Source organism: Micromonospora sp. NPDC047644, assembly GCF_040704315.1.
Classification (GTDB): Bacteria; Actinomycetota; Actinomycetes; order Mycobacteriales; family Micromonosporaceae; genus Micromonospora.
In genome coordinates, this window is the sequence record NZ_JBEYSY010000001.1 from 194240 (window position 1) to 219458 (window position 25219).

The 25219-nt window shown below is 67.2% G+C and carries 22 protein-coding genes; 12 read left to right on the forward strand and 10 right to left on the reverse strand.

Annotated features, from left to right (window positions below; translation table 11 throughout):
- Positions 1 to 65: 65 nt before the first annotated feature.
- Entirely contained in the window at positions 66 to 1307 is a 1242-nt protein-coding gene (locus tag AB0877_RS00925) for an IS110 family transposase (protein ID WP_366605469.1), read from the forward strand.
- A 226-nt stretch (positions 1308 to 1533) separates the two neighbouring features.
- On the opposite strand, the gene AB0877_RS00930 is transcribed toward AB0877_RS00925, so the two are convergent.
- Positions 1534 to 1851 (reverse strand): transposase, encoded by a 318-nt coding sequence (locus AB0877_RS00930; protein ID WP_366605471.1) that lies wholly within the window; start codon positions 1849 to 1851, stop codon positions 1534 to 1536.
- Between the two features lie 285 nt (positions 1852 to 2136).
- Here AB0877_RS00930 and AB0877_RS00935 point away from each other — a divergent pair, with 285 nt between their 5' ends.
- The gene (locus tag AB0877_RS00935; RefSeq protein WP_366605473.1) at positions 2137 to 3552 is read left to right on the forward strand and encodes a DUF2971 domain-containing protein; all 1416 of its coding nucleotides are present in this window, start codon (positions 2137 to 2139) and stop codon (positions 3550 to 3552) included.
- 38 nt (positions 3553 to 3590) lie between these two features.
- On the opposite strand, the gene AB0877_RS00940 is transcribed toward AB0877_RS00935, so the two are convergent.
- Positions 3591 to 4148: an ImmA/IrrE family metallo-endopeptidase gene (locus AB0877_RS00940; RefSeq protein ID WP_366605475.1), complete on the reverse strand. Its 558-nt coding sequence runs from the start codon at positions 4146 to 4148 to the stop codon at positions 3591 to 3593.
- On the reverse strand, positions 4145 to 4642 hold the full coding sequence (locus AB0877_RS00945) for a helix-turn-helix transcriptional regulator (protein WP_366605477.1): 498 nt from the start codon (positions 4640 to 4642) through the stop codon (positions 4145 to 4147). Before AB0877_RS00945 ends, AB0877_RS00940 begins: the two co-directional genes overlap by 4 nt.
- Before the next feature lie 122 nt (positions 4643 to 4764).
- Between AB0877_RS00945 and AB0877_RS00950 the strand changes: the two genes are divergently transcribed.
- From AB0877_RS00950 to AB0877_RS00980, 7 genes are all read left to right on the forward strand, one after another.
- The gene (locus tag AB0877_RS00950) at positions 4765 to 5046 is read left to right on the forward strand and encodes a DUF3892 domain-containing protein (RefSeq protein WP_119577979.1); all 282 of its coding nucleotides are present in this window, start codon (positions 4765 to 4767) and stop codon (positions 5044 to 5046) included.
- Between the two features lie 98 nt (positions 5047 to 5144).
- On the forward strand, positions 5145 to 5420 hold the full coding sequence (locus AB0877_RS00955) for a hypothetical protein (protein ID WP_366605479.1): 276 nt from the start codon (positions 5145 to 5147) through the stop codon (positions 5418 to 5420).
- Positions 5417 to 5776, forward strand: a complete 360-nt coding sequence (locus AB0877_RS00960) for a hypothetical protein (RefSeq protein WP_119577975.1) — start codon at positions 5417 to 5419, stop codon at positions 5774 to 5776. Before AB0877_RS00955 ends, AB0877_RS00960 begins: the two co-directional genes overlap by 4 nt.
- The gene (locus AB0877_RS00965; RefSeq protein WP_366605481.1) at positions 5773 to 7287 is read left to right on the forward strand and encodes a ThiF family adenylyltransferase; all 1515 of its coding nucleotides are present in this window, start codon (positions 5773 to 5775) and stop codon (positions 7285 to 7287) included. The genes AB0877_RS00960 and AB0877_RS00965 overlap by 4 nt, the downstream gene beginning before the upstream one ends.
- A gap of 425 nt (positions 7288 to 7712) precedes the next feature.
- On the forward strand, positions 7713 to 9026 hold the full coding sequence (locus tag AB0877_RS00970) for a reverse transcriptase family protein (protein WP_366605483.1): 1314 nt from the start codon (positions 7713 to 7715) through the stop codon (positions 9024 to 9026).
- Between the two features lie 545 nt (positions 9027 to 9571).
- A complete protein-coding gene (locus AB0877_RS00975) occupies positions 9572 to 10141 on the forward strand; it encodes a sigma-70 family RNA polymerase sigma factor (RefSeq protein ID WP_366605485.1) in 570 nt (189 codons plus the stop codon).
- Positions 10138 to 10701, forward strand: a complete 564-nt coding sequence (locus AB0877_RS00980; RefSeq protein ID WP_366605486.1) for a hypothetical protein — start codon at positions 10138 to 10140, stop codon at positions 10699 to 10701. The genes AB0877_RS00975 and AB0877_RS00980 overlap by 4 nt, the downstream gene beginning before the upstream one ends.
- Before the next feature lie 79 nt (positions 10702 to 10780).
- Here the strand turns inward: AB0877_RS00980 and AB0877_RS00985 are convergent, their stop codons facing one another.
- Positions 10781 to 11479 carry a hypothetical protein gene (locus AB0877_RS00985; protein ID WP_366605488.1) on the reverse strand — a complete coding sequence of 233 codons (699 nt, stop codon included), beginning with the start codon at positions 11477 to 11479 and terminating at the stop codon, positions 10781 to 10783.
- Positions 11480 to 12378: 899 nt separating this feature from the next.
- On the opposite strand from AB0877_RS00985, the gene AB0877_RS00990 reads away from it, so the two are divergent.
- Positions 12379 to 12969, forward strand: a complete 591-nt coding sequence (locus tag AB0877_RS00990; protein ID WP_366605489.1) for a hypothetical protein — start codon at positions 12379 to 12381, stop codon at positions 12967 to 12969.
- A 17-nt stretch (positions 12970 to 12986) separates the two neighbouring features.
- Positions 12987 to 13703 (forward strand): hypothetical protein, encoded by a 717-nt coding sequence (locus AB0877_RS00995; RefSeq protein WP_366605491.1) that lies wholly within the window; start codon positions 12987 to 12989, stop codon positions 13701 to 13703.
- 155 nt (positions 13704 to 13858) lie between these two features.
- On the opposite strand, the gene AB0877_RS01000 is transcribed toward AB0877_RS00995, so the two are convergent.
- The gene (locus AB0877_RS01000; RefSeq protein ID WP_366605492.1) at positions 13859 to 14509 is read right to left on the reverse strand and encodes a CGNR zinc finger domain-containing protein; all 651 of its coding nucleotides are present in this window, start codon (positions 14507 to 14509) and stop codon (positions 13859 to 13861) included.
- Between the two features lie 203 nt (positions 14510 to 14712).
- Between AB0877_RS01000 and AB0877_RS01005 the strand changes: the two genes are divergently transcribed.
- Complete coding sequence (locus tag AB0877_RS01005) at positions 14713 to 15945, forward strand: MFS transporter (RefSeq protein ID WP_366605494.1); 1233 nt, start codon at positions 14713 to 14715, stop codon at positions 15943 to 15945.
- 107 nt (positions 15946 to 16052) lie between these two features.
- On the opposite strand, the gene AB0877_RS01010 is transcribed toward AB0877_RS01005, so the two are convergent.
- The 5 genes from AB0877_RS01010 to AB0877_RS01030 form a co-directional block, all read right to left on the reverse strand.
- The gene (locus AB0877_RS01010; protein ID WP_366605495.1) at positions 16053 to 17435 is read right to left on the reverse strand and encodes a glycoside hydrolase family 6 protein; all 1383 of its coding nucleotides are present in this window, start codon (positions 17433 to 17435) and stop codon (positions 16053 to 16055) included.
- Positions 17436 to 17595: 160 nt separating this feature from the next.
- Positions 17596 to 20433: a BTAD domain-containing putative transcriptional regulator gene (locus AB0877_RS01015; RefSeq protein WP_366605497.1), complete on the reverse strand. Its 2838-nt coding sequence runs from the start codon at positions 20431 to 20433 to the stop codon at positions 17596 to 17598.
- A gap of 147 nt (positions 20434 to 20580) precedes the next feature.
- On the reverse strand, positions 20581 to 21558 hold the full coding sequence (locus tag AB0877_RS01020) for a carbohydrate kinase family protein (protein WP_366605498.1): 978 nt from the start codon (positions 21556 to 21558) through the stop codon (positions 20581 to 20583).
- A 14-nt stretch (positions 21559 to 21572) separates the two neighbouring features.
- Positions 21573 to 23018, reverse strand: coding sequence for an adenosylhomocysteinase (gene ahcY, locus AB0877_RS01025; protein ID WP_366605500.1), 1446 nt, complete (start codon positions 23016 to 23018; stop codon positions 21573 to 21575).
- 88 nt (positions 23019 to 23106) lie between these two features.
- Positions 23107 to 25182, reverse strand: a complete 2076-nt coding sequence (locus tag AB0877_RS01030) for a multicopper oxidase family protein (RefSeq protein WP_366605502.1) — start codon at positions 25180 to 25182, stop codon at positions 23107 to 23109.
- Positions 25183 to 25219 lie beyond the last annotated feature (37 nt).

Here is a 25219-nt window from a genome sequence, read left to right on the forward strand (position 1 = left end):
GTTGCGGCGTGATCGTGGCAGGCCCGCCCGAATCTCAGATATCGCCTACGAGGGGGTTGATGCCTATGACTGTTTACTGCGGAATTGACTGGGCCGAGGAACACCACGACGTCGCGATCGTCGACGACAGCGGCGGGTTGGTCGCACGGCTGAGAATCGGTGATGACGCGGCCGGTTACCGGCAGCTGATCGACCTGCTCGCCGACGCCGGTGACAACCCGCAAAAGCCGATCCCCGTGGCGATCGAGACCTCCCGGGGTTTGCTGGTGGCTTGCCTGCGGGCAACCGGCCGGCAGATCTACGCGATCAACCCGGTCGCGGTTGCTCGTTACCGAGACCGATATACCGTCTCACGCACCAAGTCCGACCATGTCGACGCGGTGGTCCTGGCCAACATTCTGCGTACCGACATGGCCGTGCACCGGCCGCTGCCCAACGACTCCGAACTGGTCCAGGCGATCGCAGTTCTCGCCCGTGCGCAACAAGACGCCGTATGGGATCGAACCCAAGCCCACAACAAACTGCGCTCACTGCTGCGCGAGTACTACCCGACGTTCCTGCTGGCCTTCCGCGACGCCCGCGGCGGGATCACCCGCCCCGAAGCCCGCGCCGTACTCGCCACAGCGCCCACCCCCACCCAGGCAGCGACACTGACCCCAGACGACCTCGCCGACCCCCTACGACGAGCCGGCCGGCAACGAGGCATCACAGCCGAAGCTGACCGACTGCACCACGCCCTGGCCACCGCAACCCTGCACCAGCCACCCCTGGTCGAACAGGCCATGGGACGACAAGCCCTGGCCCTACTGCGCGCCTTGGACACCGCCTGCCTCAACGCCGAAGACCTGGCCACGGCCGCAGAACAGTCTTTTGATCAACACCCGGACGCCGAGATCATCACCAGCTTCGCAGGCCTCGGTCGACTCGTCGGCGCCCGGGTACTCGCCGAAATCGGAGATGACCGATCCCGCTTCGCTGATACACGAGCACTGAAATCGTATGCCGGTTCCGCCCCGATCACCCGCGCCTCCGGCAAGAGCCTGATCGTCATGCACCGACGAGTGAAAAATCAGCGCCTCGCCCATGCCAGCCATCTCTGGGCCTTCTCCGCCCTCAACGCCTCCCCCGGCGCCCACGCTCATTACCAACGCCGACGAACCGCCGGCGACGGCCACACCGCCGCCCTGCGCCACCTGTCCAACCGGCTCCTCGGCTGCCTTCACCACTGCCTGCAAACCCGACAGCTCTACCAGGAGACAACCGCCTTCACCCCACCCCAACCACAACAGCTACCCACCGCAGCTTGACACCAAATTGCGTGGGATGTCTTGTCCGCGTGCAGCTTGCCCGGACGGCGGCGGGGCCGGCCGCGTCGGCCCCGCACCGGTGTGAAGGCATCCAGCAACGGGAACAGCAACTGCGCGTCCGGGGTGTTCGCGGCGGAGATCAGCACCTGCAGCGGCACTCCCCGCCGGTCGCATAAGACGTGGATCTTCGAGCCTGGTTTGCCGCGGTCGACTGGGTTTGGCCCGGTCAGATCCCCCTTTTCAGCGCCCGGACACTGATCGAGTCGATCATCGCTCTGGACCAGTCGATCCCACCGGCCACGTTCAACCGATGCAGCAACTCGTGATGGAGCTGATCCCACAGTCCGAGCCGGGTCCATTCGGTGAACCGGCGGTGCACCGTCGCCCGGGACACCCCGAACAACGCAGCGGGCAGCTTTCGCCACGAGCAACCGGCCTGCACCATGTACGCGATCGCCGCCAGGACAGCCCGGTCGTCAGCCCGGCGCTTCCCACCGCCCTGAGGCCGTTTCGCAGCAACCGGAATCAACGGCTGCGCAACCACCCACAAGTCCTCCGGCGCCCAAGTCTAGATCATGTCCTCGACAACATCCGCCACAAATAGAAGATCATGCCCGAGGCCACAACCTCACCAACTGAGACACCCCCTAAGTTCCTCGTTACACCTGCCGGAGAGGATGACCGGCTACGACTTGAGCAGGGATCGCAGGTTCATGACGCCTCTGCCACACCTGCTCGGCGATGCCGCGAGCGACCGAAAGTTGGCCGCCGTCCCAGCACCCTGCTTGGGCGACCGTGGCACCTTCGATCTCGTGCTTGGATGTGGGACATGCTCACTCACGAAGCGTTCCTAGAGGCGGAGCTGTTCAGCGCCGCAAGGACGTTGACCAATCATCTGTTCCACTACACGACTGCTGAGGCGGCGATTTTCGGCATCCTGCGCAGCGGGACGCTCCGGTTGTCGCCCTTCGAGTCGACCAACGACCTCTGGGAGTCCCGTCCACTGCACCCGAACCTCAGCTCGCACCGCGACGACCTCGATCCCGGCTCTGGTTTAGAGGTATGGAACGACCTCGACAAAGTGATTCGGAAACACGCGAAGGTCGTCTGTTTGACCCAGGACTGGAGCCTGCCCGACACCGTCGCGAACCGAGATGCCTTTCGGGGGTGGAACCATCTTGCCACTTGGGCGCATTACGGAGCCGGCCACGCGGGAATCTGTCTGCGGTTCGATCGTGACAAGCTGATCGCCGCGTTCAGCCAGGTGGCGGTACCCGACGCGCTTCTTCGCTTCCACGGCCCTGTTGAGTATCGTAGAGCATCGATCGGGGCAGGCCCGCATGGAGTCGACCTCGGGCAGATTCTCGAGTTCGGTCTCGACGCTGTGGCAATCAACTACGCGGACGTGCACCGAGATCAGATCTTCTTCCGCAAACACGCGGACTGGTCGAACGAGAGCGAGTACCGGCTGGTCCTCGTAGATCAGTCCGTGCTTCCCGTCGAAGTTCCCATCCGCGCGGCACTGACCGGCGTGTTCCTCGGTGATGCCTTTCCTGACAGCAGGCTTCCCGCCCTGATGGCCACCCTGAAGAAATACCCCGACGTCGAGGTATTGAAGCTTGTCTACCATAACCGTCACCTCGCCTGCATGCCCTTCGATGCGGTGGCCGCCGTTGAAGCGTCGACAGCACCGTCCTTCGCGAACCCCCCACGTCGGTCCGGATCTTTGAGCGAACGGCTGAACGAGCTGAAGGAGAGTGTTCGGTCGGCTGAGGAGGAGCGAGCGCGAGCCGTCACGATCTGCTCACCTCTGCTTGATCAAGTGAAGAGTGCGGTAGGCGAGATCGGCATGGCAATGAGGTCTTGGCCGAACGTCGAGGTCGGCGAGCACACTAGTGTCGCTGCGATACCTGAACACCAACGATCTCGTGCACCAGGCGTCCCCGGCGAGCGCATCCACTTCGAGAGCGGCTACATGTGCGTTGTCGAGAACCTACCGAAGTACACGCACACGTTGGTGGCCGCAGGCGCGATACAGGTACTCGACGACGACCAGGTGAGAGTCCACGCGCTTATCGCCACGGAACGGTGGAAACCCAATGGTAACGAACACGCGGAACACTGGCGTGAGTGCTGCGTAACGCCGCTGGTCGATGCCGTTACGGCGCTCGATTCGGTTCTGGCGAAGCTGCACAGCGCGCTCGAGACCACGAGGCAAGCCTTTGATCGGGACCGCAGCCTGTAGCGGCCTCTCGGCCGGGTTAGCTGCGAGTCGCTGGCCCGTCAGCGTCGGCCGGCCCGGACTTGTTTGCCAACCCCTGTTGTGTTGTAGCGGAATCGGGCCATCTCGATACTGACTGCGAACCGGCTGGCGATTTCGTCGGGGCCCATTCCTTTCGCAGCGGCCCGGATCAGGAGGGGGCGCGGGAGCAGCAATGTTCCGCCCAAGGCAGTTGCTTGCTCCTCTTCGTCAGGGCGGCACGTCCGGAACGGCACCCCGTCGAATTCACTGATTTCAGACAAATCATGTTCGAGCAGGATGTGAGACATCTCGTGTGCGAGGTCGCTGACGATGCGCGCTGGGGGACGTAGTGGGTTCGTGACGATGAACGGACGTCCCTTGATCTCGAAGGTGACGGCGGAGAACGCGAATGCTTGGAGGCGCTCGAGTTCCTCGAGTCTCGCGACGTCCACGAGGGCGGCGGCGCTGACGATCTTCATCTCAAGGTGGTCAGCAACAGCCGCCATGTCGAGCGGGTCGGTGGGGGTGAGGCCGAGTTGGGCTCGCAGCTCGAGCGCGCGCCGCTCTGCGGCGGCCTTGAATCCGCGGGGCAGTGTCACAGTTCCCCTGCCTCCACCTGTCGTTCAAGTTCATCGCGCATGTCGGTCAGGAGGGACGCCAGGCGGTGCGGGACTCCTGGTCTCATTACCGATGCTGCACGCAGATGGCAGGCGATTGCCGTTCGTGGTTGTGGCAGGTCCCGGGCGAGTGTGTTGTACATGTCAGTGAGCACGGACGTGAGCGTCGATGCCGCTTCGGGCGTCAGCCGTGGGTCGGTCCGGAGGTGAGTGACGGCCTCGTCGAGGGGTGTCATCCGTCGCTCGGTCACCGGGTTGAAAAACCTCGCCGCTGGTACCCGCAGCCATGAACAGAGACGTGTGAACGTCGCGAGGTCAGGGTGCGCACCTGCTTCAACCCGCGAGAACGTGCTGAAGCTCACACCAGCATCGGCGGCTGCCTGCCGAATGGACAGCGTTCCGCGGCGTTCCCGCAGCATCCGCCCGAACTCGGCGAGGTCGAGCCGCTCAGTTTCCTGAAGCGGGAGCTCGGCCATCATCGCGTCCTCAAGGTTCGCATACCCCAACCTTAGTGCGGCACTGCCGCTTCGCTGCAACAACCTCTGCTAGGGTGCCACCGAAGTGGTACTGAAGCTTTGATGATGCACGCGGAGGGGTAGTGGCCATCCAGATCACCGCGGTCCGGCTCGAGGGTGGGTCGGACCACGAACACATCACCCACCTGTGGTGGTTGTCCGACTCCACGAACCAGGAGGACAGCAGCACGCGCGAGCAGCTCGTCTCGTGGATCGAGAACCAGGGCGGCAAGGCGTACACCGACGACGGCCGGGGCAACCGCGCGCACGTGGCCGTGGTGACCCCGTCGCGCGGGGCGAAGTACCTGCGCACGCATGCCGACGGCGTCTGGACTAACAACCTCCTGTCCCTCCCTCGCCGCTGACCGTCCGGGCGGTCGCTCGACACCGAACGACACAAGTGCCGTGACGAGCGAGCCAGCCGGCAGAACCACACCGAAACCAGACATCAAGGAGCACAGCGATGACAGCGCCATCCACGCACGCCTCAGCGGAACAGGCCAAGCCTGCGAAGACCATCACCTTCAAGGTCGATGACGAACCGGTCACGACCGCCGAGAAGGACCTGACGCCGAACCAGATCCTCAGCCTGGCCGGGGTCGACCCGGCCTCGGCGTACCTCGTCGAGGTCAAGGGACGGCGCCAGGAGTCGTACGAGGGGCGCGGCGACACCCCGATCCGCGTGCACGCGGGCGACACGTTCGTGTCGGTGTCGACTGGCCCGACTCCGACCTCATGACCACGGTGCAGCAGCCGACGGTGGGCGCGGCGGGCTTCCTCGCCGCGCTCGCCGCCACCGGCCACGACGATGTCACCCAACAGGGTGAGCTGGCCGTCTTCACCTACCGCGTCGAAGTAGGCAGACACGCTGGGGAGGAGATCAAGCTGGCACTCGCCATCCCACCCGACTGGCCGGTGTCACCGCCGCCGGGCCCGCACGTCAGCCCTCGGCTGGGGCACCCAGACGGCGCGGTTCACGCATCTCCCCTCGGGGCTGAGTGGGAGTACTGGAGCCGCCCAGCCCAGAACTGGGTGACCGATCGGAGCATGCGCGCCTACCTAAGGCACCTGCGCACGCTCTTCGCCCGGTCGTGACCAGCGGCCCGAGTTCGGCCCGGCGGCGCCTGTCGGTGGCCATGACCACGACCGTCGCGACCCGGCTTGCCGAACACCTCATCCGCTCGGACGGCCAAGAGGACCTGTGTTTCTTGACCTGGCGGCCGAGCACCGGCGCAACCCGCACCAGCGCCGTCATCGGGGAGGTGATCTGGCCCGGGCGCGGCGAGCGTCTCCTCCACGGCAACGTCTCGTTCACCTCCGGCTACTTCCTGCGGGCAGCCGCGTTCGCCGCCGAGACCGGCGCCGGGCTGGCACTCGTGCACAGCCACCCCAAGGGCCGTGGTTGGCAGGACCTCAGCGATGACGACCACGCTGCCGAGTCGGGCCACGCGGCCCAAGCAGTCGCCCTCACCGGTCTGCCATTGCTCGGCCTGACCTACGCCGTGAGCGACCAAACCTATAGCGCCCGCATGTGGCATCGAGCGGCCGCCCGGCGCTACGCGCCGCAGTGGGCGGAGAACGTCCGATGCGTCGGCGATCGCATCACAGTCTCGTGGAACAACTCCCTGCGTCCGATCCCCGACCTGCGAGAGCAGCTCACCCGCACCGTCTCCGCGTGGGGACCCGACCTGCACGCCAGCCTCACGCGGCTGCACGTCGGCATCATCGGCGCGGGCAGCGTAGGCGCCCTCGTCGCCGAAACCCTCGCCCGCACCGGCGTCGAGCGCATCACCCTGCTGGACTTTGACGCCGTCGAGGAAGTCAACCTCGACCGACTCCTCCACGCGACCACGCGCGACGTCGAGCTCGCTCGGTCCAAGGTCGAGACCCTCGCCCGGGCGCTACGCCGCTCAGGCACCGCCGGCAACCCGGACATCACCGCACTGGAACTGTCTGTCGTGGAACCCGACGGACTGGCACACGCGCTGGACTGTGACGTGCTGTTCAGCTGCGTCGACCGGCCCTGGCCACGAGCCGTACTCAACCTAGCCGCCTACGCCCACCTCATACCAGTCGTCGACGGCGGCATCCTCATCCGCAGCGACGGCCAGAGGATGCGTGGGGCCGAATGGCGCGCACACATGGCAGCGCCCGGTCGCGCATGCCTGGAATGCCTGGGACAGTACGATCCGGCCGATGTCTCCCTCGAACGCACCGGCCAACTCGACAACCCGTCCTACATTGCCGGCCTCAATCGCGACCATCCGCTACGCCGAAACGAAAACGTCTTCGCCTTCTCCATGGCCGCCGCTGCCAACGAGGCACTTCAACTACTCACCGCAGTCATTGCTCCCAACGGCGTCGGTGACGTGGGCGCCCACCTGCACCACTTCGCTACCGGGACCCTCGACCGCGGTGAAGCAGACTGCAACCCGGGGTGCCTCTACACCGGGGCACTCGTCGGAAGCGCTGATAGTCACGGACTCGTCGTCACCGGGCGGCACTCGATCGCCGAGGCATCCCGGCTCGCTCGCCGACGGGCGGGGCGACGGCTCTCAACGCGGATTGCACGTCGCATCGACGACATGCTGTGGAGCAGCGTCTAATCGCAGCCGACCGGGCCTGCCAACCAGATAGTCGGCGGAAAGTTAGCACCATCGACGGGGCGTCACGCGCATACAGCTCGAACGTCCTGCGGTCGCCCTTCCCGACGAGGCGAAACAACTCCTCGTCGTTCACGTCCATCACGCGATTAGGACGCATCACTCGACGAAACGGTTCTCTCCACCGCGCCACACGCATCGCGGACACCGATGACGGTCTGCGTTCTCTACGCTGCTCCCATGGCAGCGTGTCCCGAGCTGACCAGGCCGCTCCCCCACGCGGGGTCCGGTCACGGTCTCTCCGGGGCAACCCCGGGGACGCGACACTCGCCTCGGCACCACACCACAGGTGCGTCGGCACGCTCCGCGAGCCTGTGCACCCGCACGACCGGGCATCGTCGGGACACGCTGCCACCACCGGCCCGATCGTGACCACCATTCATGCCCTCGCCACCGCCCTCGCCGACGCGATCCTCGCCGGCGACGGCTGGCGCCGCGCCAATCTCGTCGACCAGGGTGGGCTCGTCCTCGGCGTCCGACGCCGCTGGCTGTGGCCTGTCGCCGACGCGGTGCTGGTGGCCTACCCACGCCCACCCACCGACCGGCCACGTGAGCTGGCCACGTTCTTGAGCACCCTCGACCCGCTGCGCGCGGCAGTCGTCAGCGCCCGCCAGCACCAGCGGCCGATTATCATCCACACGCGGCCCGTGACGCCGACCCGCGCCGTCCGCCGTCCCTGGCACACCCCGGTCATCGACACGGTCGGCGACCTGGCTGCGATGCTCGACCTGAGCATCGAACACCTCGGCTGGTACGCCGACCGACGCGCCATGAACCGACGCGCCACCGCCCACCGGCTGCACCACTACCACTACCGCTGGACCGAGGGCGGCCGGCTGATCGAGGCACCAAAGTCCCGGCTCCGCGCCCTACAACGCCGGCTGCTCACCGAAGTCCTCGGCCCCATCGCGGTGCACCCCGCCGCCCACGGCTTCGTACCCGGCCGCTCCGCACACACCTTCGCCGCCGCCCACACCGCACAGCCGGTCGTCGTCCGGATCGACCTGCTCGCCTTCTTCTCCCACATCCCCGCCACCCGCGTCTACGGCCTGTTCCGCACCGCCGGCTACCCCGAACCCGTCGCCCACACCCTCACCGGCCTCTGCACCACCCGCACACCGTCCCCCGTCCTACGCCAAGCACCCACCGACCTACCCCACCGGGCAACCCGGCTCGCCGCGCTGCGCACCGGCCACCTGCCCCAAGGCGCGCCCACCTCACCCGCACTGGCCAACCTGTGCGCCTACCGGCTCGACCGACGCCTCACCGGCCTCGCCCACGCGTTCGACATCACCTACAGCCGGTACGCCGACGACCTCGCCTTCTCCGGCGACCTCACCACCCGCCGCATCGACGACCTGATCGCCGCCGTCACTAACATTGCCCGCGACGAGGGCTTCCGAGTCCACACAGCCAAGACACGCGTCCGTAGCCGAGCCGACCGGCAACTCCTCGCCGGACTCGTCGTCAACCAACACCCCGCCACACCACGCGACGAATACGACCAGCTCCGCGCCATCCTCCACAACGCCGCCGACACCGGCCTCGCCGTACAGAACCGGACCGGCCACCCCGACTTCGCTCAATACCTCACCGGACGAGTTCTCTGGGTCGGCCATCACCACCCGGCACGCGCGGCCAAACTCGCCACGCTGCTGGCCCACGCTCTCGCGGCACCGTAGACCGACGCGGCGCGGCAACTTCGCCGGATCTCGGAAAGGACGCGTCGAACCCACCGAAGTACAGCCTGAGCAGGACTTACGTCTATTCTGCTGGTCTTCAGCAAGCGAGCACAGCAATGCGCGTGTGCGACCCACTGGAATAGAAGAATAATAGGTACCTGCAGGTCATTTGCCTTCTGATACAGATAGAGCATCGTCTTAGGAAACCGATGCTCTATCCCCTGAGCTACGGGGGCGCGAGGGCCTAGTCTAGCGACCCGGACGTCCAGCAGGGGTGGCAGGGAGTGGCCGGCGTTCACCCCGACACCCGGCCCCCCGTCCGCCCAGCTCATGGCCACGGCTCGAGCACACGACCCCGGGTTGTGACCGGCCAGGACGGTACGTTGGCCAGCCAGGCGTACGAAGCGACGGGCTGCGCACAGGTGCCTGTCCACGCGAGCGCGATGCCCGAACGGGTCGGCGGCGCGCGAGATTTTTCAAGTCTGCGGTAAGAAACTCTGCGCGCGACGACAAGTACTGGTGTGAGACCACCACCTGGAGGAATGGTGCCGGACGCCGACACGACCGCCGCGGACCACCAACGCCTTACCGACCTGTTTCGACGGCACGGCAATGCCATCCACGCCTACGCCAGTGATCGACTGAGCGGGGACGATGCCCAAGATCTCGTGGCTGAGGTCTTCGTCGTGGCTTGGCGACGGCTAGAAACCATCCGAGTGGGCGATGAACGCCCGTGGCTGTTCGGCGTCGCGCGGCGCCTTCTACTGCAGCAGCACAGGCACCGCGCAGACCAGTCGGCACTGCAGAATCGCCTGAATTCGACTGTCGAGCACGACCCCGGTCCTGGCGGTGGCCCCCTGTGGGAGGGGCGGACCGAGGTCGTGGCAGCCCTGGCGAAGCTGCCGGAAGCCGACCGCGAGGCGTTGCTCCTGCGGTACTGGTACGACCTCAGCGGTGGGGAGTCGGCGAAGGTGCTGGGGTGCAGCGCGGCAACCTTCGCGGTACGGCTGCATCGAGCGCGTCGCCGGTTCAAGAAACTCTATGAGGCCCGCTCGGTCGATACGCACTTAATGCCGGACTCGAGCCTGACGGCGTACATGAGGGGATTGCAGTGAAGCGGCAGGGTAGTGAGACCGAAGAGCTGATCACTCGTGCGCGACCGGTTGCCCGGGTCGACTTCACGACGAGCCCACAGGGAGAGACGATGCTCGCCCGAATCCTGGAAGTGCCTCGGCAGCCGGAGAAGCGCTCGCGGAAGCGAACCTCGATCATCGCGGCGATGGTTGCCGTTGGAGCGATCTTCGCAGGTGGCGCGACGGCAGCGGTTGGTGGTTTCCACGCGCCCGTCGCACCGCCGGAAGCACAGCCGGCCAATGGTGACGCGTTCGTCTGCGGGACGGCGGGCATGCGTCGGATGGGTGAGACCGTAGCTCGGGATGGCGAAAGTCCGGTCGACGCCTGCCGCCGATCCTGGGAACGGATCTTCAGCGACGAGGCACCCGCCCACCTGTACGCCTGCGTCCAGCGCGTCGACCCGAACCCTTCACCGGGTGGCGTTGAGTCCCCGGCTCCGACGTGGGGCAAGCTCGTCTACGTTCTCGACGGTCAACAGTTCAAGAATGCGCCTGAAACCTGCGGTTCCGTGAAAATGCTTGTCGCTCCGACTGGCAACTGAGATACCGCTGGCCTTCCCGGCATGTTCACCGGGAAAACCAGCGGAACTTCGCTGTCAGCGATGCCCTATCGGGGGATGATCACGGGTAGTTCGGCTTCCAAGGCGAGGGGACCGAGCCGCAGACGTGAATTCCGTCGATCTTGTCATTCGGGTTTCCGGAGACGCCGTCCTCCCTCGTGTCCAAGGCAAGGTTCGACCGATACTGCTTCGATCCAACGGTCACCATCTTGCTCCAGTTGCCCGAACCGTTGTAGTTGTAGAAGTACGAGGTAGTGCCGGAGGACTGCTGGTTCGTGATCGACGAGATCCTGTCGTTCCAGTAGCCGCCGCCAGAGTAGGCGTAGTTACCCAGGTTCCATTCGCGACCGCAGACGGTGAAAACCAGTTCCTCACCGCCGTACTGCCGGTCCGTGTAGACGCAGACGTAGTAGATGTTACAGGCGGCCAGAGGAACGATCGGCGAGTCAGCCTGCTTGGCGCCATCCTTGACCGGGCTGCGGAATCGCATGATCAGACCGGGGGCCAATTCGACGGTGGTCTGATCGATTTGGCGCGCACCAGCCGTCCGCGAGACAACGTCGTCGATGCCCTGCTGCAGCTGGGCCTTGGTGGGCGCGACCTTGGCGTTGTTCCAGTCGTAGGCGCCCACGTTCACCTTGTCGGCGGGCGTCGGTGGGGCCTCTGCGCCGGGTGCCGCCGAGGCGGCGATGGGCGACGCGAGGAGTGCGGCAGTCGTCAACAGAGCGGTCAGCCCCGTCCGGACCATAGAAATGCGCACAGTGGAGTCCTTTCACCAAGCATTGTGTGCCAGTATGAGGAATCGCTCATCGGTTGCCACCTCTGCGAGGTAGCCCGAGTTCCTGCGACCGACTGATCGCAGCGTGAATCATCACCTGCTGATACGACAGCAGGCGTGGCAGCGCTCTTCTCAGTGACGTTCCGTTGAAACCTCCCCCGTTTCACGGCTGCGCGGGCACGATGGCCGGAAAAGCGGCCACAACCTCGCGTTGACAATTTCTACCACAGGCGAGTCCACTCCGGATGCCCGTTCCAACCAGGGTCAGAGCAACCCATTGCAACAAATGTCCGATTGAAAGGTGGCGATCCGTACTGGCCCGGCAGAAGGGCCTGACGGCCGACGTTCTGCGTCATGGACGGTGAGTGAGCCGCAGCGCCTGGCCTTCACCCTGCCTGCCGAGCTTCTCGCTAGCCGGTCACCTACGCGCCGGTTCGTCGGGCAACGAGAACCACCCCGGCGACGATGAGGCCAGGACGCCGAGGAGAGCCGACTCCATCGGATTGCCGACCCACTTGGACGGCGCTGCCCGCGTCGTATCCGCGCATGGGGGCGACGTCCCCCGCCTCACAGACAGCGACAAGGACATTTACCAGTAGAAATGGGGCGCAACCCTCCGCGCAGCCCGCAATGGATGCCCTGAACAGGCCGTCACCAGATCTCGAAGATCGACATCTAATACAAGATCGCGAGTTCCATTGACGGCAGGTTTTTCCAAATTTCAGGCTTTTGACAGGTAATGATCACTGCGGGTCCCGCCCTGTCCGCGATCGGGTTAGCGTCGGCCAACCAAGTCGCGGAACGGGGGCGCCCCGCAATTGGGGGTCGTGCGCTGCATTTCCACGGCACAGATGCACCTCAGGCGTTGAAAGGAAAGCATCTTGTCGCATCGTAGAAGTCTGTCCGAAAGAATGTTGGATGCACTACTGGTCATCGGAGTGGCCGTTACCCTGATCGCCACCGGAGGGTCGGCGCCCGCGCTGGCCTACACCGAGACGGTTCAGGGAACTGGCAATTCCGCTCCGTGGTTCGACTTCGACAAGAATCCATCAAGCGCGTTGAACAGCACGCTCACGGCGTATGTCAGCGTGGGTGGTGTGCGTTATCGCATCAGCCAGCGCGCCGGCAGCGGTAACGGGAGCACCAACGAATGCCTGTCCAACCAGGGGTGGCTGCCCAACGGCTACTACTGGGCAGACGAAAGGGACAGCACCCGCTTCGAGCACATCAACAAGACCTGGGGCAACGAGGTCGTCCGCGGCTGGGTCTGGAACCTCGGATCGAAGAAGTGCTCGGGTTCCACGACCCGCACGGAGCTGTTCATCCACTCGCAGGGAACGTCCGGATGGACGAACTCCAACTACTCGTCGAACGGGTGCATCAAGATCAACCAGACCGACCGCAGTCATTTGCACAACCGGTTCAACGCCGCATACGACAAGTCCAACGGCTTCCTCCAAGTAGTCAGCTGAGAGATCGGACCTCTGACATGGACAACTCGAATCGTCGAAACCGTGCACTGCTGTCGGTAGTCGCACTCATCGCGGCCACAATTGGCGCCTCCGTCATCCTTCAACCAGCGGCCCACAGCGAACAGCCCAGTTCGATCCGCGATCAGGTACTCCGCCACGAGCAACTGGTGGCGGACTGCATGAAGGAGCGGGGCTTCGAATACGAGGTGACCGTTCCCGGTGACCTCCTGATCGAGGAGGCCCGCGCCGCAGCGGAGGCCGACGGCCGCGACATCAAGGCTGCGGTAAAGCAGGCAGCCGCCGTGCGCGGCACGTCGCCCAGTCCGAACGAGCTGTTGGTGGCCGGGCTGGAGCCACGGCAGCAGCAGGCCTGGGGGGACGCTCTCTGGGGCACGGACGACACCGCCGGTTGCATGGACAGCACGCTGCAAGCCGCCGCCCGGGTCGACGTGGAGGCCGGCCTCCGACGCGCGGAGGCAATCCTCGCCCAAGTGAAGTCCGACCCCACGGTTCGGTCTGCCGAGAGGACGTACGTCGCCTGCATGACGACCCAGGGATACGCCGTCACGTCGGTCGATGGCATTCACGAGTACGTGGGCACGCGCGCCGAGGTGCTCAGCGACGAGGCCGGGCAGAAGCTGACGGACACGGCGTACGCCCGACACGATGCCTGCGTGCGGCCGTACAACCAGACGTTCAACGCCACCCATCTCCGTCTTCTCGGTGGCAAGTGACGCTGTCGCGAGAGCCCGGCTGCCCAGGTGATCACACGATCAGCTGACAGCGGCACCGTCCGGTGACGGTCTCGTGGGCGGGGTGGTTGGGCCGGTCGTCGGTCCCACCACCCCGCCACTGCGCGTGGTGGTGGTCGAAGACCACCGGCGGCTGGCTACGAGTTGGCGGGCCGGGCGGCTCGGCGACGCTCGGTGAGCCGTCGCGCCTTCACCGCGTTGCCGCAGTCGGCCATGCGACACCAGCGGCGGGACCCGTTGCGGGTCTGATCGAGGAACAGCCAGCCGCAGCCGCCTTCGAGCACCGGGCAGCGGCGCACCCGGGTCAGGTCCGCCGCCACCATGAGGCCCAGGGCGGCCTCGGCGAACCGGTCCGGCACCAACATGGCCGGTACCGCACCGTAGACCAGCCGCACCTGCGACGAGTCGAGCACGAATCTTGCTCGAGCGGCCGCGCCGGACCAGCGCTGATGCAGAGCGACCAGCGCCGCCCCGGCCGCGATGGGGTCACCCGCCGTTTCACCGTTCGGGTCGGTGATCGCCGCCAGCAGCACGAGATGCAGCCCTTCGCGGATGTCACGCACGGCGGCCAGGCCCGCGTGGCCCGCCGCCGGCTCGTCGCGCCAGGCGCGGTCAACCTGGTCGGCCTCCGCGTCGCTGATCAGGCCAACCTGGATTGACCAACGCAGCAGGGCGGCGCTGTCGGACAGGAAGTCGTGCGGCGACGTGCCCCCGCGCTCCAGGGTGTTGACCAGATCCAGCGCGGGGTGCCCCCCGACCATCGGTAGCTGGCACACGTCGAGCGGCATGCCAGTGATGCTACCACCTAAAGCGATAACGTCGGTTCATGTCTGTCCGGAACGAGCGGTGGCACTTCGCGCTTGGCCCCAAAGATCAAGGCGACCAGAGCGCCCGGCGGCGAAGCAACGAGGGATGCTCACTCATCTATGCTACCGTCAAAATCCATTTAGCCGGGATCATTCATTGACGTTAGCGATCTGGGAGGTAGCCGATGGCGCCCCACCGACGCGCGGTCTGTGCCCTCGCCGCGTTGTCCGCCGCCACGTTCTGTTACGTCACCACCGAGGTGCTTCCGATCGGGTTGCTCACGCTGATCGCCCCAGACCTGGGACGCTCCAGGTCCGAGGCGGGCCTGCTGGTGACCGGGTACGCCGTGGTGGTCATGATCGTGGCACTCCCGCTGACCCGGGTCACTCGCCGTGTGCCCCGGCGTCCGCTGCTCGCCGGCGCCCTCGGTGTGTTCGCCGCGGCGACGGCGGTGTCGGCCTTCGCAACCTCCTACGAGGTGTTGCTGGCCGCGCGACTGGTGTCCGCCATCACGAACGGTGTCTTCTGGGCTGTGGTGTTCCCGGTAGCGATCTCGATGTTCCCCGCGAACATCCGCGGCCGCATCGTGGCTCGGTTGTCGATCGGTAACGCCCTCGGCCCGGTCCTCGGCGTACCGCTGGGCACCTGGCTGGGCGGGCAGGCCGGGTGGCGGGCCGCCTTCGTCGCGATGGCCATCTTCGGCGTCGTCACCTGCGTCGCGGTCGCCCTGCTCCTGCCGAGCGTCGCACCGCACCAGAGGGCCGGAGACATCGGGCCGATGCCGGACCGGGCACGCTTCGTCGTGCTCCTTCTCGCCACCATCCTCGCGGTGACCGGCGCCATGGGCGCGTTCACCTACATGACGGTCTTCCTCCTCGACGTCAGCGGCTTCGCCGCAGCATCTCTCGGTCTGTTGCTCTTCGTCCAGGGCTCGTTCGGCGTCGCCGGGACCTGGGCGGTCGGCCGTGTCCTGGACCGGTTTCCGCTCGGCGTCGTGCTGGTCCTGCTCGGGCTCCTCACCGCCGCGATGCTCAGCCTCTCTCTGGTTGGCGCGAGCAAGGTGCTGACGATCCCGTTGCTGGCCGTGGCGGGAATGTCGTTCAGCTCGCTGATCGCGGGAATCCAGCACCGCGTCATGCAGGTGGCCCCGTCGACCACCGACATGGCGTCGGCCAGCCTCAGCGTCGCGTTCAACTTCGGCCTCGCGGCCGGCTCGTTGATCGGCGCGGGCCTGCTGGCGACAGCCGGGGTGCGCGTCATCCCATTGTTCGGTGGCCTGCTGACAGCCGTGGCGATCGCGTTGCTCGCCGGCCATGAGATCTCCCGCGAGAGAGGGCGGAGCCACAACAGTTGGTCGGTGCGGCCGACCCGTGGTCGGGATGCCGAGAAGCCACCGGCCACCAGCGTGCGGACATAGCTGGCGCGGCGTCCCCTCAGCCACGGGGCGCGAACGCCACCTCAGATGGCGAGAAACGGCCCGGCGCGGAGGGGATCCTCCACGCCGGGCCGCCGCACCGATTCAGATCAGTTGGTCACACAGGCGGCCGACACACCCGGGCCGGTGCCGGTGCCCTGGAAGCCGAAGTTGGTCGACTGCCGGCCGAGGACACGTCCGTTGTAGCTCACGTTGGTAAACCCGACGGATCCGCTGGTGCCACTGACCTGCGCGTTCCAGGCGCTGGTGACAGCGCCGTTGGGCAGCGCGACGGTCACCGTCCAGCCGTTGATGTCCGACTGGCCGGCGGTGACCGTCACGCTCGCGGTGAAACCGCCAGCCCACTGGTTGACCGCGATCGACGCGTAGCAGCCGTCACCGGCCGGCGGCGTCGTCGGCGGAGTAGTGGGCGGGGTCGTCGGAGGAGTAGTGGGCGGGGTCGTCGGAGGAGTAGTGGGCGGGGTCGTCGGCGGGGTGGTCGTGGGCGGGTTCGGCGCGCCGTTGGCCAGGCTGAAGGCCAGTTCGGGCTGGAACGAGCCGGCCGTGAAACGGCAGCCGTCCGCCTCCCCCGGCGGCTTCACCCACAGGTACGCGTCGATGTTGCCGTCACCGGTGTTGGTCGTCGGGTACTGCCCGATGCGCCGGTCGGTGTTGTCGTCGCCGCACCAGTCCCCACTGGCACCCCCGTTACGGCTGGTGTCGATGACCTGGCGCTTGCCCGAGATCCCCATGCCGTTGAGAGCGGAGATGACCGCCCGACCGAAGTTCGCCTCGTTGGAGGTGGAGTTGTAGTTCGAGACGTTGGTGAAGAAGCCGTCGGCGTACTGCACGCCGGCCGCCCGGAGCCGGTTGGCCGTCTCGTTTGCGCTGTTCCAGGTGGAGTGGCCGCCGTCGAGGTACACCTTGGCGTTGGGGTTGCCCGACTTGATGGTCCGGGTGGCCGTCGAGATCGCCGCGTTGCGCGCGTTGATCTCGGCGCTGCTCAGGCAGGTCAGCAGAGCGAGCGAGTCGGTCTCCAGGATGATGATGACGGTCTGGTTGCCCAGTCCCCTGGCGAAGTTCGACACCCACGTCTGGTACTGGTTGAGGTCCGGTGCGCCACCGGCGCTGGCACCGCCGCAGTCCCGGTTGGTGATCTCGTAGACGGCCAGAACCGGGATCTGCTGCGCCGCGTTGGCGGCGCCGATGAACCCGGAGACCTCGGACTGCACGGTCGAGGGGTTGAAGTTGGCGAACCAGCGCGCCTGCGGCTGACTCGCGATCTTGTCCCGAATGACGGCCGTACGCGAGTCGCCCGGGTTGGCGGCGACCCAGCGGACGACGGCCGAACTCGGGTCACGGTAGAGCGCCCCGGACAGCGTGCCGGCGGAGGCGCTGCTGACGGCGAGGCAGACGCCGACGGCGGTGGCGCCCGCGACGGCCGCCACGCTGAAAGCCGCCGATCTGCGGCGGAGCGAGGAGAGGATAGCCACGACGTGTTGCCTCCAAATCACATAGATGTATCTAAGTTCATGGGAGCGTTCCCATGGACGTTAGCGGAGGCGGGCACCGCTGCCAAGATGTGAACACCCGTCGATGGCTCAGGTACCGGTGTTTGTGGCTCGATGTCGGGGTGTCACCACTGGCCGAGAGTCAGGAGCCGTAGATGCTGACCTTCAACTTTTCGCGAATGGCCGACGCCTGCTCCTCGTCGCGTCCGTTGTAGACGTCCAAAGCCTGGTGCCACACCTTCCACGCGGCGGCCAGGTCACCCACGGCCTCGTAGGTGTCGCCGAGGCGGGCCAACGCGCTCGCCTGGAGAGTCGTCTCACCGACCTGCACGGACAGGTCGACCGCGCGCCGCCCGCAGGAGAGCGCCTGAGCGTGGTCGCCTCGTTGGTGGTGAACGTGCGCCAGGCTGTCCCACACGTACGCCTCGCCGTGGAGGTCGCCCAGGCGTTGCATGAGAGCAGCGGCGCGTCCGCAGTAGTCCAGCGCGCGGGTGTGGTCCCCCAGCAGACTGTGATACCACCCGACCGCGTTGAGTGCGCTGGCCTCACCGGATTCGGGGCCCGCGTGCCGATGAAGGTGCAGCATCTGTTCGGCGTGCGCCAGCGCGTCACGGTAGCGGCCCTGACGCTCGGCCAACCAGGCCAGGTTGCTGTGGACCTGCGCCTGCCCGGTCCGGTCTTTGATCGCGACGTACAGCTTCAGGGCAGACCCATGGTGCTGGCGGGCCCGCTCGTAGTGCCCCAGCCGGGTGTGGGCGTTGGCGAGGCCCCGATGACAGCGGGCCTCGGCCCGGCGGTCCTTCAGCCGCTGCGCGGCGACGAGACCCGTGGCTTCGACCGCAGCCCACTCGTGCCACCACCCGTACCGGTTGAGGAAGGTGGTCAGGGCCCAGCCGAGTTGCCATGCGTGCGAGTCGAACCCGTTCGAGGCCGCCATGTCGACGGCCGTGACGAGTGCCCGCCGTTCGTCTGTGTACCAGGTGAACGCCGCGTCACTGTCGCTGAGGATCTCCGTGGTCACGCCGGGCTGCGGCGCGGCGAGGTCGATCGAGTCACGCCGGTGCGGATAGATCAGGCGATCGGCGACATGGGCGGTGTGCAGATAGTGGTCGAGCATCCGATGCCGCGCGGCGCGCAGATCGTGCTCGGTCTCGTGAACGGCGACGAGTTCGCGCGCGTATGCGCGTAGGAGATCGTGCAGCGCGTACCGGTTGGTCGAGCGTCGCTCGACCATGTGGACGGCTACGAGGTCGGCCAGCAGGCGGCTGGTCTGGTCCAGCGGCAGGCCGGCCAGGCTGGCGCAGGTCGAGGCGGCCATCGCCAGGCCGTGATGCAGGCCGAGCAGACGAAACAGTCGGGCGTGTTCCGGGCTGAGAGCGCGGTAGGAGCCGGAGAGAACCGTCCGCAGGTCGGACTGTGGATCGTCTCCGGCAAGAACGTCCAGGTCGCTGCCGCTCCCGAGGCGACTGGCGAGGACCTCGATCGAGAGCTGGGCATCGGTGGCCGCACGCGCCGCGACGATGGCCAGCGCCAGGGGTAGTCCTGCGCACCGGCGGATGATCTGGTCGACGGCTTCCGCGTCCCGCACGACCCGGGCGACGCCGAGGCGGCGGGTGAGCAACTCGTGCGCCTCCACCTCGGTCAACATGCCGAGCGGGACGGGTTGAGCCCCTTCGTTCACGACGAGTCCGGTGAGCCGGTTTCGACTGGTGACCACGACCAGGCAGGACGGGTTGCCCGGGAGCAGCGGGCGTACCTGTGCCGCATCGCGGGCGTTGTCCAACACCACCAGCACCCGCCGGTCGGCCAGGACGCTGCGGTAGAGACTCGCCTGGGCGTTGAGCCCGGGCGGTATCCGGTCCGGCGGAACGTGCAACGCCTCCAGGAAGTCTCGGAGGACGTCGGTCGGCTTGAGGGTCTCCGTCCCGTCCGGGCCGAACCCGTCCAGGTTCACAAAGAGCTGTCCGTCGGGGAACCGGTCGCGGACCCGATGTGCCCAACGGACGGCCAGCGAGGTCTTGCCGACACCGGCGTGGCCCACGATGGACAGCACGGCCGGGTACGCCTGGTCGGTGGGATCGGTCGGCAGAGCCGCGTCCAACTCGGCCAGACTGTCGGAACGTCCGACGAACAGGGCCCCTTGCAGAGGAAGTTGAGCCGGGCGAACCCGTGTCGGACCGGCACCGGACGCGATGGCGACGCCCTCGGGACGCGCCGACGGGTCGAGGGCCCGGTCCTGCCGAAGAATCGCCTCGTACCTCTTACGCAGTTCGTCGCCCGGGTCGACGCCCAGCTCGTCGGCGAGCGTGGAAGCGACGCGCTGGTACGCCTCGATCGCCTCGGCCTGCCGCCCGGACTGGTAGAGGCCGGTCATCAGCATGGCCGCGAGCCGCTCACGCAGCGGATGTTTCGCCACCAGATCAGACAGCTCGGCGACCACGGCAGCCCCGCCGCCGACGGTCAGCTCGCACTCCAGACACTCTTCGAGGACAGCGAGGCGCATCTCCTCCAACATCGCCGCCTCGCGCTCCAGCACGAGCCCGTTCAGATCCGCGAGCGCGGGACCTCGCCACATCGACACCGCCTGACGCAGCACGACGGCAGCCTTACGCTTGTCATCGAGCGCTACCAGGCGTCGGCCGTCGGACACGGCGTCCGTGAAGCGGGCGAGGTCCAGCTGACTCGCGTCGACCCGAAGCCGGTAGTTGGCGCGCTCACCGGACAGCAGGTGTGCCGCACCGTGGCGATCAAGTGTGCGACGCAGCTGCCAGATGCCGCTGTGGATCTGGTTGCGAGCTGTCGCGGGCGGGTCGCCGCTCCAGGCGATGGCGATCAGGTCCGCGGCGGACACCAGTTGACCGTGGCGGAGAAGCAGACCGGCCAGCAGTCTTCTCTGCCGCTCGCCGCCCAGCTCAACGCGTTGGTCGGCCGCGCGAACCTCAAGCGGCCCGAGCACCATGAAGTCGATCGGCACCGCCACGATGACACACCCCCGTTATGCAGAGCGGCCCGAAGGGTAGTCATCCGGCTTCACTGTGTCAAGATCAAGCTTCGCAGATCATCGTGAATCGGCCGCGCTGACGCCACCCCGGCCGCACCGTCCGGGAGGGGCCCCGGGCTGGCCCGGTCAGACCCGAGCCAACCCCAGCACCCGCACGTCGACCGCGGCGTCCAGGCCGTAGGAGTCGGCGATGCGGCGCTCGAAAGCGTCGGCATCGACCGCGTATTCCTGCGGGCCCTCCACCTCCAGCACGTGCGCAGCCAGGACGCAGCCCACCTGCGCCGCGCGCTCGATGGGCAGGTCGGCGGCGAGCGCGGCAAAGAAACCGGCCCGGAAGCCGTCACCGACGCCGGTCGGATCGACGATGCGACCCACCCGCGCCGCCGGGACCACAAAGTCACCCTCCGGCCCGGTGACGCGTACCCCGTTGGCGCCCAGGGTCACGACCCGCACGCCCACGCGGCGCAGGATGTCGTCCTCGCTCAGCCCGGTCTTCGACTCCAACAGCGCCGCCTCGTATTCGTTCGTCAACAGATAGCGAGCGCCGTCGATCATCGCCTCGATGTCGGCCGACGGCATCCGGGCCAACTGCTGTGACGGGTCGGCGGCGAAGGGCACGCCCAGCCGACGGCAGGCCGCGGCACGGTCGAGCATCGTGTCCGGGTTCTCCGCGGCGACGATGACGAGCCCGAGCCCGCCGGCCCGTGCGGCGACGCCGTCGAGGCTGATCCGATCGGGCTCGCCCATCGCGCCGGGATAGAACGAGGCGATCTGGCAGAGGTCGGAGTCGGTGGTGCAGATGAACCGGGCGGTGTGTGCGATGGAGCTGACCTGCACCTCCGAGCAGTCGACCCCGTGCCGCTCCAGCCAGCCGCGGTAGTCGCCGAAGTCACCGCCGACCGCGCCGAGCAACACCGGCCGGTGCCCGAGTTGGGCGAGCCCGAAGGCGATGTTGGCGGCGACCCCGCCGCGCCGGACGACCAGGTCGTCGACGAGGAACGAGAGCGAGACGGTGTCGAGGCTGCCGGCGATGAGTTGCTCGGCGAACCGCCCCGGGAAGCGCATCAGATGGTCGGTCGCGATCGAGCCGGACACGGCGATCATGCGGACGGGCCCTCTCAGTAGCGGTAGTGGTCGGGTTTGTAGGGCCCTTCGACCGGAACGCCGAGGTAGCCGGCCTGCTCCTTGGTCAGTTCGGTGAGGCGGACGCCCAGCGCGGAGAGATGGAGGCGGGCCACCTTCTCGTCCAGGTGCTTGGGGAGGGTGTGGACACCGATCGGGTACTGGTCGGTCCTGGTGAACAGCTCGATCTGCGCGATGGTCTGGTTGGCGAAGCTGTTCGACATCACGAAGCTCGGATGCCCGGTGGCGTTGCCCAGGTTCAACAGGCGGCCCTCGGACAGCACGATGATCGAGTGGCCGTCCGCGAACCGCCACTCGTCCACCTGCGGCTTCACGGTGATCCGCTCGACATCGTCGCGTTTCGCGAGCCCCGCCATGTCGATCTCGTTGTCGAAGTGGCCGATGTTCCCCACGATCGCCTGGTGCTTCATCCGCGCCATGTGCTCGTTGGTGATGACACTGAAGCAGCCTGTCGCGGTCACGAAGATGTCCGCGGTCTCGACCACGTCGTCGATGGTCGCGACCTGGTAGCCGTCCATCGCCGCCTGGAGGGCGCAGATCGGATCCACCTCGGTCACGATGACCCGCGCACCCTGACCACGCAGACTCTCCGCGCAGCCCTTGCCGACGTCGCCGTAGCCGAACACCACGGCGACCTTCCCGCCGATCAGCACGTCGGTGGCCCGGTTGATTCCGTCGATCAACGAGTGCCGACAGCCGTACTTGTTGTCGAACTTGCTCTTGGTCACCGAGTCGTTCACGTTGATCGCCGGGAAGAGCAGGCTCCCCGCCTGCTGCATTTCGTACAGCCGGTGCACGCCCGTGGTGGTCTCCTCGGTCACCCCCCTGATCCCGGCCGCGATCCGCGTCCAGCGACGGTTGTCCTCACGCAACGACCGCGTCAACACACCGAGGATGACCTCGTACTCCTCAGAGTCCGCGCTCTCCGGCGACGGGACCGCGCCGATCGCCTCGAACTCGGCGCCCTTGTGCACCAGCAGCGTGGCGTCACCACCATCGTCGAGGATCATGTTCGGGCCCTGCCCGTCCGGCCAGAGCAGCGCCTGCTGGGTGCACCACCAGTACTCGTCGAGGGATTCGCCCTTCCAGGCGTAGACCGGGACACCCGCCGGGGCGTCCGGGGTGCCGGTCGGGCCGACCACGATCGCCGCCGCCGCGTGGTCCTGGGTGGAGAAGATGTTGCAGGACGCCCACCTGACCCGTGCGCCGAGCGCCACCAACGTCTCGATCAACACGGCCGTCTGGATCGTCATGTGCAGCGAACCGGTGATCCGGGCACCCTTCAACGGCTGCCGCGAGGCGAACTCCCTCCGGATCGACATCAGGCCGGGCATCTCGTGCTCGGCCAGCTCGATCTCCTTACGCCCGAAGGCCGCCAAGGACAGATCCGCCACCTTGAAATCGCTGACGTCGAAAGTCATGTCCGCACCTCCCCCACCAGTGTCAAGAACCGATCGAGTTCGGTTCAACCGCGCACTTGCTCGGTGGGGGGAGGCTCGACAGGTCCGTCTACTCCGGCTGGTTGGGGGTTCCGCGCCCCAACTCGTACGGGGATGTCACGCCCTCGTAGGCGAGGTGCAGCACCATGCCGTTGGCCGCGTGGTCGAGGTTGTGGCAGTGGTCCATCCAGAGACCCGGGTTGTCCGCCCTGAAACCGATCTCGTAGATCTCGCCGGGCATCACGTCGAGGCTGTCGATCCACCACGGTGACCCGGTGGCGGCGACCCCGTCGCGGGACAGGACCAACGCGTGATGGCCGTGCAGATGCATCGGGTGGTTCTGGTGGCTGCGGTTGACGATCCGCACCTTGACCAGGTCGTCCATCCGGACCATGAGCGTCGGCGTGTCGGGGAAGCTGTGCCCGTTGACGATCGGCACCAGGTGCGGTTCCCCGTCGTAGAAGGACAGCCGGTCGTCGAGGAGCTGGGTGAACGAGCGGTCGTACGACGAGTCGGCGTCGAAGGGCCGGGAACCGCCGGAGCCGTACGAGAGCGGGTCGAACCGGTCTCCGTCGTCGACGATCTTCGGCGTCGAGGTGTCGCCCGGTGGGGCCAGGACCAGCCCGCCGTCGCGGTTGGCGAGGTCCGTCAGCCGCACCGGGACCGCCGGCATCGTGAACGTCACGTCGTAGCGTCCACCGGTCGCCAGCCCGAACCGCGGGTCGGTCAGCGGGGTCGGACCCTTGACGTCGACCCCGTCGATCGCCGCCACCCGCACCGGTGTGCCGTTGACTGTCAGGGACCGCGGACGACTGTCACCGGCCGGGTTGTTGTCGGTGTTGACCAGCCGCAGCCGCACCGGCGTGCCCGGATCGACCTCCTGCCGTCGCAGCGTGTCACTCGTGCCGAACGAGACGATGTTGTCGGTCGGCGTACGCCACTCGTGGGCCTGCACGACGAAGTCCCGCTCGCCGGGTGGTGGGCCGTCGCGCGGCTCGACGATCAGCGCGCCGAACAGGCCGCGTCGGATCGCCTCGATCGGGTTCTGGTGGGTGTGGTACCAGAAGGTGCCGGCCTGCTCGGCGAGGAACCGGTAGGTGAAGCTGCCGCCCGGCTCCACCGCGTTCTGCGTCGCGCCGGCCACGCCGTCCTCACCGTTGGGGACGTCGAGACCGTGCCAGTGGATGGTCACGTTCTCGTCGGGGATCTCGTTGTGCAGGTTCACCTCGACGAGGTCTCCCTCGCGGACCCGTAGCTCCGGGCCGGGCGACTGTCCGTTGTACGTCAGCGCCTCGATCTGGACGCCGGACGACAGCCGTACCGTCGCGTTTTTCGCGGTCAGCGTGAAGGCCCGGTCGGGCTTGCCGCTCCGCGGCCCGCGCAGGTCGTCGACGGAGACCCCGCCGTGACCGCCGTGACCGAACGACGGGCCTCCGCCGTAGTCGACGTTGTCGTGCGACATCATGCTCATCCGGTCGGGCAGCCTGCTGCTCTGCGCCACGTAGGCGATGCCGGCGGCGACGACCAGCACCACGACGGCGGCCTGCGCCGTGGCGCGCAGGGCGCTGGCCCGCCCGCCCCGGCGGGCGACGTCAGAGGCGGTGACGACCCGCAGGCGACGCCCCTGCCAGAACCACAGCACCACCCCCGACAGCAGGATCGGCGCCGCGTGGGTCGCGATGTCGTCGAGGTAGGACGGGACCGGACGGGACACGTACGCGACGTAGACGCCGACCATCGTCGCCACGGCCGTCACCTGGACCGGCACGACAAGCCGGGGGTCGGCGGCGGCGGAGCGCGTCCCGGCGTCGAGGGGTGCGTCGTCACGGTCGGCCAGGGTGCGCAGGCCCGGCACGGTCCCGAGGGCGACGGCCAGCATCGGCAGCAGCAGGAGCGGCATCTGCACGATCACACGGTTGTCGGCGAAGATCCAGTCGACGGCGAGGATCAGCCCGATCGCGACGCACTTGACGACCAGCACCACCAGCGCGGCGACGAGCAGACGCAGCAACCGACGGGCGCTCTTACGCAGCGCCTCGGGCGTCGGCCGCCAGGCCAGCCGCGTGGCGAGAACCGCCGCGGACAGCCAGATCAGGAACAGGACCCCGGCCAGGATCCCATCGGCGTTCTCTCCAACCTCGAACATGAGCCCAACGTACGAAGGCCGCGTGCCTCGTGGCATC

What these genes read in the sequence shown, in the direction of transcription:
- AB0877_RS00925 (WP_366605469.1), top strand. Translation starts at nt 66, where the DNA reads ATGACTGTTTACTGCGGAATTGACTGGGCCGAGGAACACCACGACGTC.
- AB0877_RS00935 (WP_366605473.1), top strand. Translation starts at nt 2,137, where the DNA reads ATGCTCACTCACGAAGCGTTCCTAGAGGCGGAGCTGTTCAGCGCCGCA.
- AB0877_RS00945 (WP_366605477.1), bottom strand. Translation starts at nt 4,642, where the DNA reads ATGGCCGAGCTCCCGCTTCAGGAAACTGAGCGGCTCGACCTCGCCGAG.
- AB0877_RS00955 (WP_366605479.1), top strand. Translation starts at nt 5,145, where the DNA reads ATGACAGCGCCATCCACGCACGCCTCAGCGGAACAGGCCAAGCCTGCG.
- AB0877_RS00960 (WP_119577975.1), top strand. Translation starts at nt 5,417, where the DNA reads ATGACCACGGTGCAGCAGCCGACGGTGGGCGCGGCGGGCTTCCTCGCC.
- AB0877_RS00995 (WP_366605491.1), top strand. Translation starts at nt 12,987, where the DNA reads ATGGACAACTCGAATCGTCGAAACCGTGCACTGCTGTCGGTAGTCGCA.
- AB0877_RS01000 (WP_366605492.1), bottom strand. Translation starts at nt 14,509, where the DNA reads ATGCCGCTCGACGTGTGCCAGCTACCGATGGTCGGGGGGCACCCCGCG.
- AB0877_RS01005 (WP_366605494.1), top strand. Translation starts at nt 14,713, where the DNA reads ATGGCGCCCCACCGACGCGCGGTCTGTGCCCTCGCCGCGTTGTCCGCC.
- AB0877_RS01020 (WP_366605498.1), bottom strand. Translation starts at nt 21,558, where the DNA reads ATGATCGCCGTGTCCGGCTCGATCGCGACCGACCATCTGATGCGCTTC.
- ahcY (WP_366605500.1), bottom strand. Translation starts at nt 23,018, where the DNA reads ATGACTTTCGACGTCAGCGATTTCAAGGTGGCGGATCTGTCCTTGGCG.
- AB0877_RS01030 (WP_366605502.1), bottom strand. Translation starts at nt 25,182, where the DNA reads ATGTTCGAGGTTGGAGAGAACGCCGATGGGATCCTGGCCGGGGTCCTG.